10 protein-coding genes are annotated in these 14983 nt (G+C 58.0%); 2 read left to right on the top strand and 8 right to left on the bottom strand.

What is annotated here, in order from left to right; genetic code table 11:
* Positions 1-123: 123 nt before the first annotated feature.
* Complete coding sequence (locus ACYVGU_RS14750) at positions 124-2460, top strand: patatin-like phospholipase family protein (protein WP_460613388.1); 2337 nt, start codon at positions 124-126, stop codon at positions 2458-2460.
* An 89-nt stretch (positions 2461-2549) separates the two neighbouring features.
* Here the strand turns inward: ACYVGU_RS14750 and ACYVGU_RS14745 are convergent, their stop codons facing one another.
* The 5 genes from ACYVGU_RS14745 to ACYVGU_RS14725 form a co-directional block, all read right to left on the bottom strand.
* The gene (locus ACYVGU_RS14745) at positions 2550-3389 is read right to left on the bottom strand and encodes an MIP/aquaporin family protein (RefSeq protein ID WP_460622692.1); all 840 of its coding nucleotides are present in this window, start codon (positions 3387-3389) and stop codon (positions 2550-2552) included.
* Between the two features lie 85 nt (positions 3390-3474).
* Complete coding sequence (gene pulA, locus ACYVGU_RS14740; RefSeq protein WP_460622691.1) at positions 3475-5484, bottom strand: type I pullulanase; 2010 nt, start codon at positions 5482-5484, stop codon at positions 3475-3477.
* Between the two features lie 186 nt (positions 5485-5670).
* Positions 5671-6411, bottom strand: a complete 741-nt coding sequence (locus tag ACYVGU_RS14735) for an alpha/beta fold hydrolase (protein WP_460622690.1) — start codon at positions 6409-6411, stop codon at positions 5671-5673.
* Between the two features lie 91 nt (positions 6412-6502).
* The gene (locus tag ACYVGU_RS14730) at positions 6503-7117 is read right to left on the bottom strand and encodes a TlpA family protein disulfide reductase (protein ID WP_460622689.1); all 615 of its coding nucleotides are present in this window, start codon (positions 7115-7117) and stop codon (positions 6503-6505) included.
* A 120-nt stretch (positions 7118-7237) separates the two neighbouring features.
* On the bottom strand, positions 7238-8167 hold the full coding sequence (locus ACYVGU_RS14725; RefSeq protein ID WP_460622688.1) for a LysR substrate-binding domain-containing protein: 930 nt from the start codon (positions 8165-8167) through the stop codon (positions 7238-7240).
* 145 nt (positions 8168-8312) lie between these two features.
* Between ACYVGU_RS14725 and ACYVGU_RS14720 the strand changes: the two genes are divergently transcribed.
* On the top strand, positions 8313-9827 hold the full coding sequence (locus ACYVGU_RS14720; RefSeq protein WP_460622687.1) for a catalase: 1515 nt from the start codon (positions 8313-8315) through the stop codon (positions 9825-9827).
* A 345-nt stretch (positions 9828-10172) separates the two neighbouring features.
* Here the strand turns inward: ACYVGU_RS14720 and ACYVGU_RS14715 are convergent, their stop codons facing one another.
* From ACYVGU_RS14715 to ACYVGU_RS14705, 3 genes are all read right to left on the bottom strand, one after another.
* Entirely contained in the window at positions 10173-11636 is a 1464-nt protein-coding gene (locus ACYVGU_RS14715) for a M16 family metallopeptidase (RefSeq protein WP_460622686.1), read from the bottom strand.
* A gap of 8 nt (positions 11637-11644) precedes the next feature.
* Positions 11645-13087 carry a M16 family metallopeptidase gene (locus tag ACYVGU_RS14710; RefSeq protein ID WP_460622685.1) on the bottom strand — a complete coding sequence of 481 codons (1443 nt, stop codon included), beginning with the start codon at positions 13085-13087 and terminating at the stop codon, positions 11645-11647.
* Positions 13088-13558: 471 nt separating this feature from the next.
* Positions 13559-14896: a glycoside hydrolase family 1 protein gene (locus ACYVGU_RS14705; protein WP_460622684.1), complete on the bottom strand. Its 1338-nt coding sequence runs from the start codon at positions 14894-14896 to the stop codon at positions 13559-13561.
* Positions 14897-14983 lie beyond the last annotated feature (87 nt).

Below are 14983 nucleotides of genomic sequence, written 5' to 3'. Positions count from 1 at the left end.
AGAAAACGCTCCGGCGGCAACAATCAGCCAAGGCCTAGCGAATTGCCGACAACTCCGCTCCGGGATATGCGTAGGAAACGCGCCCCTAGTGCCGGGCTTTCTTCGTTGCTACTTCCCTGCTATATGCCTCACTGTTACCGTGTATGTACCTTGCTCCTCGTTTGGTTGCTAGGTGTTTCTTTTGCCCAAGCCCAAAAAGTGGGGCTTGTATTAAGCGGCGGGGGCGCCAAAGGGCTGGCCCACGTAGGCGTGCTGAAGGTGCTGGAAAAGAACCGTATCCCCATCGACTACATTGTGGGCACCAGCATGGGCGCCATTGTGGGCGGCATGTACGCCGCTGGCTATTCACCTGCCGAAATCGAGGAAATCGTACTCAAGCCGGAGTTCCAGAACTGGGTGGCTAACCGCCCGCTCGAAGGCAAGGTGTTCAACTTCTACGATGCAGACCCTTCGCCGGCGGCCCTGCACCTAGGCCTGGCCATCGACTCGTCGTTCCGGACCCGCGTAACGCCACGCATTATTAACGATGCCACACTTAACTACGTGCTGGCCACCATGTTGGCACCCGCCAGTGCCGTAGCTAATTACAACTTCGATAACCTTTTTGTACCCTACCGAGCGGTGGCCTCGGAAGTGTTTACCCGCCAGAAAGTGGTGCAGCGCAACGGTTCTCTTTCTGATGCGGTGCGTAACTCCATGGCGTTTCCATTGGCATTCCGGCCAATCCGGCAGGAAGATGGCCGCTACCTATTTGATGGTGCCGTCGTCGACAATTTCCCAACCGGTGTTATCCGTGAGGAATTTAAGCCCGATGTGATTATTGGGGTGAACGTGGGCGACGTGGCCTTCCGCAAGTACCCCAAGGAGAAGGATGATGAGCTGCTGACCAGCACGCTGGTGTTCCTAGGCTCGAATGCGGCCGATACCCTATCCGTAGGCCCCAATGGCATCTTCATTCAGCCCGATGTAGCCGACTACACAGCCGCCGACTTTGGCCGCGTACGCCGCCTAGTAGCCATAGGCGAAACGGCTACGCAAGACAAGCTCGATGAGATGATGAAGCGCATCACGCGGCGGGAAGATACAGTGGCTCTGCAGCAGCGACGCCGGGCGTTTCAGGAGCGGGCACCGCGGCCCAACTTTACCCGCATCACGGTGCAGGGCCTACCGCGCCAGCAGCAGGACTTTGTGCGGCGGTTTTTCCAGCGCAGCGGCTCCACCTACTCGCCCAGCGACATTGAGGAAGGGTATTTCCGCCTCGTTAGCAACGACTTTTTCACCAACGTGTATCCGCGCGTCCGCTACAACGAGGAGCAAAAAGGCTACACCCTCGGTATTGATGCCCGTCAGGCCAACAACCTCACCGCCGATTTGGGCGTGCTGCTGTCATCTCGCTCGATGAGCAACTTTTATCTGGGCGGCGCCTACCGTTACCTCAACCGCTACCTCTACACCGTGCGGGCCAACGCCACCATTGGCCGCTTTTATAACGCTGTGCAGGGCTCTTTCCGCATCAGTATTCCGGGCCAGATTCCGATTTACTTTGAGCCCATTGTGACCTTTAATAACCTGAACTACCAGGACACTGGCTCCCTGCTAGGTGCCAGCGCCGACAATACCCAGCTGGTACAGCGCGACCTAAAAACAGCACTGCAAGTGGGCATCAGCCCCAACTACCGCAGCCGCTACATTCTAGATATTGGGGCCTTCACCAACCGCGACCGGTTTGCCAATACGCCCGAAGTTAGCAGCACCGATGAGCTGGATCTAAACCGCTTTCAGGGCCTGACGGGCGGCATTCGGTTTGAGCGCAACTCCCTCGACCAGCGCCAGTATGCTACCAAAGGCCGGCGGGTGCGGTTTGCATTTCGGGGCGTAACGGGGCAGGAAAAATACGAGGCCGGCACCACTGCCAACGAAGTGCCCGACCGCACCAAAAACCAGCGGTGGCTTAAAATGTCAGTGTTTTCGGAACAGTACTTCTCCTTAAGCAAAAGCGACTCGGTAGGCACCAAAACCAACTCTTGGGGTTGGGTGGTAGATGCCGTGGCTACCTCTCAGGGCCCATTTGCTACCTACCGCTCTACCCTTACTACCTCCTCGGCCTTCATGCCCCTGCCCGACTCGCGCACGCTATTTCTGGATAACTACCGAGGCACCGCCTACGCCGGAGGTGGCCTGCGTTATGTGAAGGGCATTTTCCGGGGTATTGAATGGCGCACGGAGGCGTTTGCTCACGTACTGGTACGCCCGTGGGAGCAGGTACCCGAAAACCCCGTGCTGGTGCGCCGCAAAAACACAGTGAGCCGCCCCTACCTTACCCTCATGACCGGCCTAGTGTATCAGACACCCGTCGGCCCGCTGTCGGTGCAGGCTATTCATTACGACGACCGGAACCACCGTTTCGGGGTTTTCGCACACATCGGCTACGTCCTTTTCCGCGACCGTTCGTTGGAGTAGTGCGGCCCGTTTAAAACCAATGAGGGGGTTGAGCCCGCGACCGGCCTAGGGCAGTTGCGGGCTCAACCCCTTCGCTGTTTGGTGCCCGCTTATGCGGCCTGTTCATCGGGGTAGTGTGGGGGTTCTTCGCCGGGCGAGTGGGGGGAGGAAGGACTGGGGCCGCAGCCGGCCAGAATAGCACACTCCAGGTCTTCGCCATGATAAAAGCGCCGGAACAGCACCGTAACCAGCCACATAGCCAGCGGCGGCGCCACAAAATATACCCACAGGCCTTCATACTTATTAGCGGCTACGGCAGTGCCCAAGGAGCGGGCCGGGTTCAGGCTCATGCCCGACAAGGGTGCCTCCACTATGATGTATAGCGCCAACAACGCCCCAATCAGCCAGCCGGCGCGCTCCTTAAACCGGCGCGAGTGCAGGGCCGACAGCAGCACGCCCATCAGGATAAAGGAGATGATGAACTCGCCGGCGAAGGCCAACGCCACGCCCCCTGGCTCGGGTTTAGGCTCTGTAACGGTGAACTTCACGGCCGGGTGCGCATACCACTCACCCAGCACTTCCCGCATCAGCAAAGCCGCTACTAGGGCCCCCAGCACCTGAAACCCCACGTACCAAACGGCATCGGGGGTGCGGAGCTTACCTAACTGCCAGAAGGCCAGCGTCACGGCCGGATTGATGTGGGCGCCGGAACGCTTTCCCCAGGGGCTGTACACAATCAGCAGAATAACCACGGCCATGCCCAGCCCCAGCAGTACACGCCGCCCCATCGGGGTAGCCGGCACTACCGGAGCCAGCGGCGACTCCGGATGCTCTAGCAGCACTGTAAGGGAGCCGGCACAGATGATGAAAAAGGCAATGCCGGCTGCTTCCGCCACATAATGCGCCCAATGGCGGCGCAAGGCAGCATACAAGCGAACAGCAAAGGACATAGGCGGCAGGTTCAGAGGCAGCAGATACCTAGTACAACGCGCCTGGCCTGTGGTGGTTACCTATACAAGACCTAGCAACGGAAGACTAGGGTTGCACCAGAATCAAAGCCGAGGAAGCCGGAACCTCCACCATCATAGTTTCTCCAGCGCCTTCTACCGCCCTGATTCCTTGCAGATTAATCTGGTCGGCGGCAAGTACCACCGAATAGCGGCCACCCGGAATAGGCAGACTAGCGGGTTGGCGATTGCCATTGAACAGCACCACAATGTTGTTCCAGGCATCATCGCCAGCATGGCCTTTCAGGCGATACCCAAGGGTAGTGGCCGGCAGATTGGGCAGAAACTCCAGATGCTGCTGCACTAGCTCTTGGGTAGGTAGCCGAAAGGCTGGATGCGCCCGGCGCATGGCAATGAGCTGGCGGTAAAACTGATTGATGCGCTGATACCTGGCTTTGCGCGCCCAGTCGAGTTGATTTACGCTGTCGGGCAGGTTAAACGAGTTGTGCGAGCCGCCTTTGGTGCGCAGGAAATCATCTCCAACGGGCAAAAACGGAATACCCTGCGAAGTAAATACGATGACGTTGCTGAGCAAATTCATCCGGATTAGCTCTTCTTCCGAAGCGCCAGGATTAGCCACCACGAGCTTATCCCAGAGCACCCGATCATCGTGACAGGCTACGTAGTTGATGGCCTGCATGGGCGAGTTGGCCCAAGGCGCTTTTGAGTAATTTACCTTGCTGTAGTCGAGCTGCGGATGTTGGGTGGCGCCCACAATACCAAACTTCACACTTTCTTCCAGCCCTAATTGGCCGCTGGCAAAACCGCGTTCCGTCTGGCGGGCGAAGTGACCTTTCACGCCATCGCGCAACTCATCTCCGAAGGCGGCAATGCGGTCGAGCTTCGGCACGTTGGCTTTCAGGGCACGTTCGGCCTCGGGCAAGGGGCTAGCGCCAGCTGCCCAGCCTTCGCCGTACACCAAGATGCTGTGGTCAATTTGGTCCAGGGCTACGCGCACCGAGCGCATGGTGCGAATGTCTAGAATGCCCATCAGGTCAAACCGGAACCCATCTACGTGAAACTCGCGGGCCCAGTACGCCACCGACTCCACGATGAGTTTGCGCACCATAGGCCGCTCCGAGGCCACCTCGTTGCCGCAGGCCGAAGAGTTGGAATACGAGCCATCGGGGTTGTGGCGGTAGTAGTAGCCGGGCACCAACTGCTCGAAGGAGCTGCGGACGGCATCGGCGGTGTGGTTATACACCACATCAAGCACCAGCCGCAGGCCGCGGTTGTGCAGGGCCTGCACCATTTGCTTCATTTCCTTGATGCGGGCGGCGGGATCAGCGGGGTCGGTGGCGAAGGAGCCTTCAGGCGCGGAATAGTGAAGTGGATCGTAGCCCCAGTTGTAGTGGTTTTCGTGCAGCCGGCTTTCATCTACGGAGGCATGGTCATTGGTGGGCAGCACGTGCACGTGCGTGAGGCCTAGCTCGGTGAGGTGGTCAAGGCCCGTCCGGACGCCACCCGGACCGCGGGTCCCGGTTTCGGCCACACCTAGGAATTTGCCCTTGTGCTGCACCCCCGACTGTGGATGCATGGTCAGGTCGCGGATGTGCAGCTCCCCAATTACAATATCGGTGGGGTGCTTCATTTTAGGGCGGTAATCCTCGTCCCACTGCGGCGGGCTAGCGGTGACAGGGTCGAGCAGGGCGCCGCGTTGCCCGTTCAGGCCCACTGCGTGCACGTAGGGGTCTGGCACTTCGGCCATCTGCTTGCCCTTAATGGTGGCTTGCACCACATAAAAACGGCCGGGCGGCTGGGCCGGCAAGGTGTAAAGCCAAGTGCCACCCACTGATTTCTGCATAGCGTACTCGGCCACTGGCTCGCCCCCGGTTCCTGCTGCGTACAGCTTGAGTGCCAGTGCTTCCGCCGTAGGCGCCCACACGCGCAGTTGCGCCTGGCCGCGCACAAAAGTCAGGCCCAGGTCGGGTCCGTCATAGGTAGGGTACGCGGCGTACGCATCCGTTACGCGGGCCGTGCGGCAGGTGGTAAGAGTAGTTAGGGCCAGGAGCAAGGGTAGCAGAAACCAGAATTTCATACGGGTCGGGAATGAGCCCGTAAGTTCGGAGTTTTAGGCTGGAGCGCGAAGCACTCGGTTTACAGCTTCACTATCCCTAGTAATTAGCGCAAACCCATCCATACGGCGTTGCTTTACTAGGTAGCAGCACCTAGTAAAGTGTCAGAAGGCTTGTGCCTCAACTTCCTACTAGGTCGCAGGCAAGCCCTATAGCCTTCTGACAAACGCCCGCAATAGCTCGGCTACCTCCTCTGGCGCCTCGTAGGGCAGCAGATGCCCAGCGCCACCAATAATTTCCAGAGGGGTTCCCGTTGGCAGCAAGGGTAGTGTTTCCAGCCCATGCACTGAAGGCGACATCACGTTATCTTGGTCGCCGGCTAGTATGGTACAGGGTATGTGCACATTGTACATCTGGGCGCTTATGTCTTCGCGGCTACCGTGCAGTAGCCAGGCGTCCCAGGCCAGCCGGGTGCTGCGCAGGTTATCTTCTAGAATTTGCTGTCGGATTGCCTCCGGCAGAGGCCTAGCGGTGATATTCTGCAAGGTTTTTTCGGCTTCCGTTTGCTTACCGTAGGCGCGCATACTGCTCATTCGGTCGCTGTCAGTCATGGGTTCCGGCGAAGGAGGCGACGGGCTGAGCAGCGCTACTCCAGCCAAACCCTTAGGTTGGCGGGCAGCCAAGGCCAGGGCAATTTTGCCGCCCATGCTATGCCCTACCAGCACATATCGTTCTACTTGCTTTTCAGCTACAAACGCGGCTACCTGGTTGGCATAGGCATCTAGCGAAAAACTGAGCACCTCTGGGGTTGGTGCTTCCCCGAAGCCTAGTAAATCGGGGGCTAGAAAGGGATAATCGGGGGCCAACAGCTCGGCTACGCGTTGAAACTCACGGCCGGAGCCAGCCCAATAGTGCAGGCCAATAAAGGTAAGCGCAGGTACAGCAGGCATATGGAGGGAGCAAGATGACACCCCACCCCGGCTGCAACAGCGCCCTGCTGCAGCCGGGGGTGGGGTACCGGCTGTACGTAGATTCGGCGGGTTACAGCCGAGCTGGGCCTGCCAGTTTCTCCAAAGCAGCCTTGAACTCAGGCGTATCGTAGTCGGCCATACCCTCGTGGCGGGCTGCTATCTGTCCATTGGGGCCGAGAATGATGGTAGTCGGAATGGCCTGCGAGTCGAAAGCCGGTGGCAGCGGACCAGTTGGAAAATACACCGGAAAGGTATAGCTGCGGCGTTCCACCAACCGGCGCGCTTTGGCCGCATTCTGGTCCATCGACAGCATCACGAAGGCGACTTTCCGCTTATCAACCTGGTTGTAAAGCTTCTGCAGGCCTGGCATTTCAGCTACGCAGGGCGGGCACCAACTGGCCCACAAATTTACTAGCACCACTTTGCCTTGTAAGTCGCGCAGGTTCACAACTTTGCCGTCTAGAGTGAGGAGCGGCAGGTTGTGTGGGTAGGAGCCTGCCGTTAGCGTCACGGGGGCTTGGGCCGGAGCGGCAGGTAGCGTAGGGCGCCACAGGCCAGTAGCCAGCAGTGCGCGTTGCATTCCGCCCAATACCGGCGTACGTAGGTCGGTGGCCAGTATCACCAGGAAGGCAACCAGCCCTACCCATTGGGCAGCGGTGGTCCATTTTATTTTCGAGAACTGCATAGTTGGTAGGTAATATAAGCCAACAAGGTAGGGCTGAGGATGAGTTCAGCCGTGCACTTGCCCTAGTACAGCTCCCTAACGTACCTCCTTAATGCCGCCATGCATTCTAGGTACCGAATATTATTTCCATCGGATTTTCTGACCGGCTTTACCCGCATGCAGGCGCTCCGGCACTTGGCCCAGAACAATATCGCGGAGGGTAGCAAGCAGCGGCAGACGCACAAAGCCGTGGTGTACCACGAGGCTGATTTCCCGCACGGGTTCGGGCGCTTCAAAACGCTTCACCATGGGGTTGTCCAGCTCAGGCAGCACCGATAACTCGGGCACTAGCGTGTACCCGTGGTTGTGGCGTACCAACTGCTTAAGGGTCTCAATGGAGCCACTTTCATAGGTGAAGGGCCGGGTGGTATCTACCGGGGCCGGAGAGCAGATGTTGAGCACCTGATGACGGAAGCAGTGCCCTTCCTGTAGCAGCCACAAGCCCGGCGCACCCATGTCCTGGGGGCTGATGGTGGCCTGCGAATACAGCTCATGATTTTCGGAAATGTAGCCCAAAAACGGCTCTTCCAGCACCGGAATCTCGCGCAGCTGCCGGTCATCAAGGGGTGTTACCAACAGGCCGATATCCAACTGATTATCTTTCAATTGCTGCATGATTTGCGCTGACTGCAGCTCCTCTACCTGCACCCGCAGCTGGGGGTAGCGCTCCACTAGCTCCACCAGAAACAGCGGCACCAAGTAGGGCGCCAGCGTCGGGATAATGCCCAGGCGCAGCTCGCCCACTAGCTCGTCTTTCTCTACCTGCACTACCTCACGCAGCTGTTTCACCTCGCGCAGCACCTGCCGGGCCTGCTGCACCACTTTCGCCCCCACCGCGGTGGGCTGCACACCCTTGGTGGTACGGTCGAAGAGCAGTACACCTAGCTCCTCTTCCAGCTTCTGAAGCTGCATGCTAAGTGTGGGCTGCGTGACGTGGCACTTCTCGGCGGCCAGCACAAACTGCCGGTGCGTGTCGAGGGCTACTAGGTACTCCAGCTGCTGAATGTTCATGCATCAAATATAGACACACGCTATAGTAGTATAAAAACAATCGATTTCTCTTATACATAACTAAGCTCAACCTTTGTCCAAGATCTGCAGCCTCATCAGGCCGCAGCCAACTGCCGAAACCTCCTATTCTACTCTCTCTTTCCCCATGGAAGAATCAACTCAACCGAAGAAGCTGACCACCGCTTCTGGTCGTCCAATCTTTGACAACCAAAACACGCAATCGGCCGGTGCGCGCGGTCCGCTGTTGCTTCAGGATTACTTCCTGCACGAGAAATCAGCCCACTTCAACCGCGAGCGTACCCCCGAGCGCGTGGTGCACGCCAAGGGCAGCGGCGCCTACGGTAAGTTCACCGTCACCCACGACATCACCCACCTGACACGCGCCAAGCTCTTCAGCAAGGTGGGCAATGAGTGCAAGATGTTTGCCCGTTTCAGCACCGTAGGCGGCGAGAAAGGCTCCGCCGACACCGAGCGCGACCCCCGCGGCTTCGCCCTGAAATTCTATACAGAAGACGGCAACTGGGACCTGGTGGGCAATAACACGCCCGTGTTCTTTGTGAAGGACCCCATCAAGTTCATGGACTTTATCCATACCCAGAAGCGGGAGGCGCGCAGCAACCTGAAGTCGCCCACGATGATGTGGGACTACTGGAGCCTGAACCCCGAGAGCCTGCATCAGGTCACCATCCTGATGTCGGACCGCGGCACGCCCTACGGCTACCGCCACATGCACGGCTATGGCTCACACACCTTCTCCCTGATCAACGCTGAGAATGAGCGGGTGTGGGTGAAATTCCACTTCCGCACCCAGCAAGGCGTTAAGAACCTGACCAGCGAAGAGGCAACCCGCCTAAAAGGTGAAAACCCCGATTTCGCGCAGCAGGACTTGGTAGAGGCCATCGATAACGGCAACTTTCCGAAGTGGACGATGTTCATCCAGACTATGACCGAGGAGCAGGCCCGCGACTTCCGCTGGAACCCCTTCGACCTGACTAAAGTGTGGCCCCAGGGCGAGTTCCCGCTGCAAGAAGTAGGCGTGATGGAGCTCAACGAGGTGCCCATAAACTATCACGCCCACGTAGAGCAGGCCGCCTTCGCCCCCGCCCACGTGGTAGATGGTATTGGCTACTCGCCCGATAAAATGCTGCAGGGCCGCATCCTGAGCTACCCCGATGCCCAGCGTTACCGCATTGGCGCCAACTACGAGCACCTGCCCGTAAATGCCTGCCCCTTCGGCTTCAGCAACTACCAGCGCGACGGCCACATGGCCCTCGGCGACAACGGTGGCCCCGGCCCAAACTACTTCCCCAACTCCTTCGATGGTCCCGTAGAGGACAAAACCCAGGGTGAGCCCGCCCAGGAGCTCGACGGCTTTGCCGCCCGCTACGACCGCAACGAAGGCCCCGGCAACGACGACCACTACACGCAAGCCGGCAACCTCTTCCGCCTCCTCGACGCTCAGGCCCAGCGCAACCTCATCGACAACGTAGTGGGCTCTATGAGCGGCATCAACGGCCCGAAAAAGGACCTCATCACCCAGCGCCAACTCTGCCACTGGTTCCGCGCCGATATCCGCTTGGGCATGGCCATTGCCAAAGGCCTAGGCGTGGATGTAGAAATGCCCACGCAACACCCCCAGCCCGCAGAAGCGGCTGTATAAATAATCCAACCTCGCACACCCATTGCACAAAACAGCCGCTCCGGACTCCGGGGCGGCTGTTTGTTTTAAGATCATACTGAGAACATCAGTTCCCCTCCTCAGATGAGGAGGGGTTGGGGGTGGTTGACCTGGCCTAGAACAGAATCGTTGTCATGCTGAGCGGAGTCAAAGCATCTCTACCGCTTCGTTGAATTGTTTCTAGTTCATTAGTTAGCCAGAGGTAGAGATGCTTCGGCAAGCTCAGCATGACGGGCTAATGGGTTGTTATACACAGTTCGTTCTAGGCCAGTCAACCACCCCTAGCCCTCCTCATCTGAGGAGGGGAACTAACTTTCTAGCTCTAGTTTACAACGCCTTTTTCCGGCTTTCCTTAAACTTCTTGATCTGTGGGTCGATGATCTTTTTGTCGCCAACTACTACAATGGTCATGGCCTCGGGGCGGACGTACTTGCGGGCGGTTTCCGAGACTTGCTGGGGCGTTACGGCATTAATGTTCTTTACCTGCTCGGTGAGGTAGCTGTCGGGGAGGCCGTGCAGGTCTAGGGTGTTGAGCTGGCCGATGATGCCGCTGGGCGTGGAGTTGCGCAACACAAACAGGCCCGACTCATAGTTCTGGATGCCTTCCAGCTCCTCTGGGGTAGGAGGCGTTTTCTGAAGGCGCTCAATCTCGTACACGATTTCCTTGAGTGAGTTGCCAGTTTCCTGGGTCGTTACATCAGCGTTCTGGCTCCAGTTACCGGCGCGATAATGCGTCTCCACGAAACTATAGGGCGAGTAGGTGTAGCCCTTGTCTTCGCGGATGTTGCGCGTGATGCGTGAGCCAAAAGAACCACCCAGCAGGGAGTTCATCACCCTCACCTTCATGTAGTCGGGGTGCGAGGGGTCTACTACGGGCATCCCGATGACGATAGTGGATTGGGGCGCGCTAGGCCTGTCCAGCGTGATTACATCGGGGCGGATTTGGGCTTTGGCAATTTCGATGTGGGGTACGGGGCCTTTGGCCCAGTCGCTCCAGCTTCTGGTGATGGCGTCGCGCAAAGCCGCTTGGTCGAACTTGCCGGCCACGTATACGCTAGTGCGCTGGGCACCATACTGGCTTTGGTAGAAGGCTTTTACCTGTTCCAGCGTGAGGGCGTCGATGGCCGCATCGGTGGGAAGTGGCCTACCGTAGGGGTGGTTGCCGTAGAGCGCAGCGGTAAACTTCTGGCGGGCCTGGGTGCCGGGTTGGGCACGGGCTAGGTTCATCTGGCGCTTAAAGTCGCTCTTGATGCGAGGCAGCTCACTGGCCGGCAAGGCGGGGTGCTGCACTACATCGTCCAGCAGCATAGCCAATTGCGGCGCATACTCTGAGAGGCAGGAAGCCCAAATGTTGGTTTGATCCTGGCCCACGGAGATGTTGAGGGAGCCACCCATTCGGGCTACTTTATCGGCTAGTTGGGTGGCATTGAGGGTCGTAGTGCCTTCATTCATGAGGCGGCCCACCAAATCGGCTACGCCTACCTGGTCGGCGGCTTCGTGTACATTGCCTGCTTGAATGGAAACCATCATCGTGACTTTGGGCACTTGGCCGTAGGGCACCAGCTTGGCTTTCAAGCCATTCGGCAACTCAAACTCTTCCTTGGCGGGCAAGGCAAAGTCGCGGGGCGTACCGCCGGGTGGAGGCGTTTCTTTGGGCTTTGTGGCAACCGGCGCCGCGGCCGCGGGCTTAGCTGCCGTAGCTGGTTTGGCGGCCGGTTTCTTTTGAGCTGAGGCTTCTAGGCCAGTGGAGAGTAGGGCGGCGCTTAGCAACCCGAGATACAGTGTTTTCATAGGTCGGGTTAGCTTTTAGCCAGTGGGTTTACTACCACAATCGTGCGATTGGTGGGGCGCAGATATTCCTGAATAGTGCGTTGCATCACTTCAGGCGTGATTTTGCGGAACTCATCTTCCAGCTTGTTGATGCGCGAAGGGTCGTTATCGAACAGCGCAAAAGCGGCTAGCATATCGGCGCGGCCAAAGTTATCGGAGCCGGAAAGCTGGTCGTAGAGGTTGGAGCGGAGCTTCACCACGGCCAAATCCAGCGTCGATTGGTCGATGCCGCCTTTGGTTAAGCGGTTGATTTCCTGATCCAGCACGCTCACCACGGAGTCAGATTTCACGGTTTGGTCGTACACGAGGTTGCCCATCCAGAGCATGGGTCCGGCGTAGTTGAAGGCATTGCCGAGGTAGTTGATGCCGCCGCTTACGTCGTCGGTGAGGCCACGCTTTTGCACCATTGCTTGGTAAAGGCGCGAGTCTTTGCCTTGCAGCAAAATCTGGTCGAGCAGGATGAGGGCGTAGTACTCGGGCGTGTTGCGCTCTGGCATGTGGTAGGCGAAGGCCAGGGCCGGCTTGGTGGCTAGCTTGTCATCCTTGGTGAAGCGTTGCTCCTTTTCCTGGCGCGGCTCGGTGAGGTCCGGCTTGGGCGGCTGCGTCACGGCCGGAATGTTGCCAAAGTACTTCTCTACCCACGCTTTGGCCTCGGCGGGCTCAAAGTCACCGACTACGGCCAGGGCGGCATTGTTGGGCGCATAGTAGGTCTTGAAGAACTGCTGCGCATCTTCCAGCGTGGCGGCATCGAGGTCTTTCAGGTCGCCGTAAAAGTTGTGGGCATTGTTCCAGTTTTTGTTGGCGTACTGGGGCATATCCAGCCACGGAAAGCCGCCGTAGGGCTGGTTGAGCACATTTACGCGCACCTCGTTTTTCACTACACCTTGCTGGTTCGTGAGGTTAGCCTGGTTGATGGCGAGGCCCCGCATTCGGTCGGCCTCCGCCCAGAGCATGGTTTCGAGCTTGTGGGCGGGCACTACCTCGAAGTAGTTGGTGAAGTCGAAGCGAGTAGAGCCATTCAGGATGCCGCCATTCTTTTGAATGAGCTGAATAAACTCCATCTTCCCTAGGTTCTGCGAGCCCTGAAACATCAGGTGCTCAAACAGATGTGCAAAACCGGTGCGGTTGCGGGGCTCATTCCGAAACCCAATGTTGTAGTAGGCCGCTACCGTAGCCGTGGGGGCCGTGTGGTCGGGCGAGAGTACCACCTTCAGGCCATTTGGTAGCGTGTAATACTCTACTGGAATCTGAAACGACGAGACAGCGGGCTGGGCTGGCGCTGCTTCGGCGGTGGGCGGCGGGGTGGCGCTGGTGCTGGCCACTGAGGTAGCCTTGGGGCTACAAGCGCCCAGGGTCAGCAGGAAGGCCGCGCTCCAACCCAACGCGTGGCCTAGGGGAGTAATTAGCTTCATAGTCAGAGAGGTAGTAGGGTAGAGAATCAGGAATCGACACCAACCTACATAATCTAACGCAAAGAATTAATCCTACCTTATATAAGAATAGTTGTTTATCAACAAACGTGGCCTAGCAGGGGGTTCGCAGCTAGTTTTGCTCAACGAATACGGGCGCTTTAGCGCTAAGAATGGCCTAGTAAGCATTACGACAAGACCGAAGCTCCCCTCCTCAGATGAGGAGGGGTTGGGGGTGGTTGATAATCGTTGTTTATAAGGAACGTCATGCTGAGCTTGTCGAAGCATCTCTATCTCTGGTGAGCCTACTGGCCTAGCGAAGCGTTAGAGATGCTTCGACTGCGCTCAGCATGACGGGCCAATGGGACGTTATAACGTGGTCGTTCTAGGCCACTTCAACCACCCCCAACCCCTCCTCATCTGAGGAGGGGAGCTTCTTAAATACTAGCTTCTAGTTACCAAGCTAGGCCAATCTTACTTCTCTACCTTCAGAGTGGCGGGGCGGGAGGTGAATTCGAACATTTCGCCGTGGGGCATGATGGTGATTTGGCCGAACTCGCGGATCATCATCTTGTAGCTCTCCCCTACCGGGCGGATGTTGCGGTCGAGGTCGTAGAGGCCGCAGGCATTGACACTGAGCCGCTTTTCAGCGAGGCTGATGTCCCAGTCGAGCTGATCGAGGAGGCTGTACCACGTGAAGCCAACGACCGGCACGCCGTCTTGGCGGATGCGCTGCACGTTTACCCACTGCTTCCAGAGCCAGCACTCGGCGTCTTTGGCGTTGAAGGTGTTGGTTTCGGTATGGAACACGGGTTTGCGGTAACGCTCGTAGTACTGGCGCGTCATGGTGTACCAACCCAGCACGTCTTCGGCAGCGCACCAGTCGCCGTTGGGCTTGATAATCCGTTCGTTGCGGCCGTAGTAGTCGTTGCCCATGATTTGGTAGCCGGGCGGCTCGCCGGCCATAAACCAGTCGAGCTCTTGGCGCGTCATGCCGTTATCGAGGCAGTAGAGCAGCACTTCTGAATCCAAGGGATGGGCATAGAGCAAATCCAAAGACAGGAAGCGCAGCTTGTTGATCAGGCAGATTTCCGGGGTAGGCACGGCGCGCATCTCGTGGATGTACTCCGCCGATTCGCTTTGCACAATGATGCAATCGGGGCGATACTTGGCAATCTGCTGATTGCCCATAATGCTGGCCGCCGTGATGTGCTTCATGGCCGTGATGAAGGCCCGGTCGTCTTTGAGCTGCTCGTTCCAGATGCCATCTTTAGCCGATGCCCGGGCCGTTACATATATCTCGTTTACGGGCGTGTAGAAGCGCACCCAGGGATAGCGCCGGGCTACGGCTCCGCAGTACTCGGCGAAGTGCACGGGCAGCTCAGGGTTCTGGAAGTTGCCAATCCAGTCGGGTACGCCAAAGTGCATCAGGTCCAAAATGGGCGTGATACCCAGGCGCTGAATTTCGGCCATGGCTTTGTCGGCAAACTCCCAATCGAACTTGCCCGGCGCTTTATGAATCAGGTAGTACGGCAGGTTGTAGCGCAGCACCTTCAGGCCCATTTCCTTTACTAGGGCTAGGTCTTCCTTGTACCGATTGTAGTGGTCGGTTTCGGCCAGCAAGTCGCGCCGAATGGTACCGTTGGCAATAGTGGGGTAAGAGCACTCGATGCCGGTGGCAAACATGAAGTTGCCCGGGCTATTAGTCGGTAGGCCACTCCCGTCATGACCGGCCGCTCCTCCATACTCGTCGCCCTCATAGAGGCCGTCGCCGAAGGTGTTTTTTATGTGCGTTAGGAAGCTTTTGGCCATGAAGGAAGAGAGGTGAACGTCAGCTCCCCTCCTCAGATGAGGAGGGGCTGGGGGTGGTTGACCACGGTGCTGGCTTTCTGTTTAGTA

The organism is Hymenobacter tenuis, assembly GCF_054780495.1.
Note: the sequence above shows the minus strand (reverse complement) of the source record. Positions and strands in the feature narration are given on the sequence as shown.

Coding starts and splice junctions, on each gene's coding strand:
- ACYVGU_RS14705 (WP_460622684.1), bottom strand. CDS start 14,896: ATGGCCAAAAGCTTCCTAACGCACATAAAAAACACCTTCGGCGACGGC.
- ACYVGU_RS14715 (WP_460622686.1), bottom strand. CDS start 11,636: ATGAAAACACTGTATCTCGGGTTGCTAAGCGCCGCCCTACTCTCCACT.
- ACYVGU_RS14720 (WP_460622687.1), top strand. CDS start 8,313: ATGGAAGAATCAACTCAACCGAAGAAGCTGACCACCGCTTCTGGTCGT.
- ACYVGU_RS14730 (WP_460622689.1), bottom strand. CDS start 7,117: ATGCAGTTCTCGAAAATAAAATGGACCACCGCTGCCCAATGGGTAGGG.
- ACYVGU_RS14735 (WP_460622690.1), bottom strand. CDS start 6,411: ATGCCTGCTGTACCTGCGCTTACCTTTATTGGCCTGCACTATTGGGCT.
- ACYVGU_RS14750 (WP_460613388.1), top strand. CDS start 124: ATGCCTCACTGTTACCGTGTATGTACCTTGCTCCTCGTTTGGTTGCTA.
- ACYVGU_RS14710 (WP_460622685.1), bottom strand. CDS start 13,087: ATGAAGCTAATTACTCCCCTAGGCCACGCGTTGGGTTGGAGCGCGGCC.
- ACYVGU_RS14725 (WP_460622688.1), bottom strand. CDS start 8,167: ATGAACATTCAGCAGCTGGAGTACCTAGTAGCCCTCGACACGCACCGG.
- ACYVGU_RS14745 (WP_460622692.1), bottom strand. CDS start 3,389: ATGTCCTTTGCTGTTCGCTTGTATGCTGCCTTGCGCCGCCATTGGGCG.
- pulA (WP_460622691.1), bottom strand. CDS start 5,484: ATGAAATTCTGGTTTCTGCTACCCTTGCTCCTGGCCCTAACTACTCTT.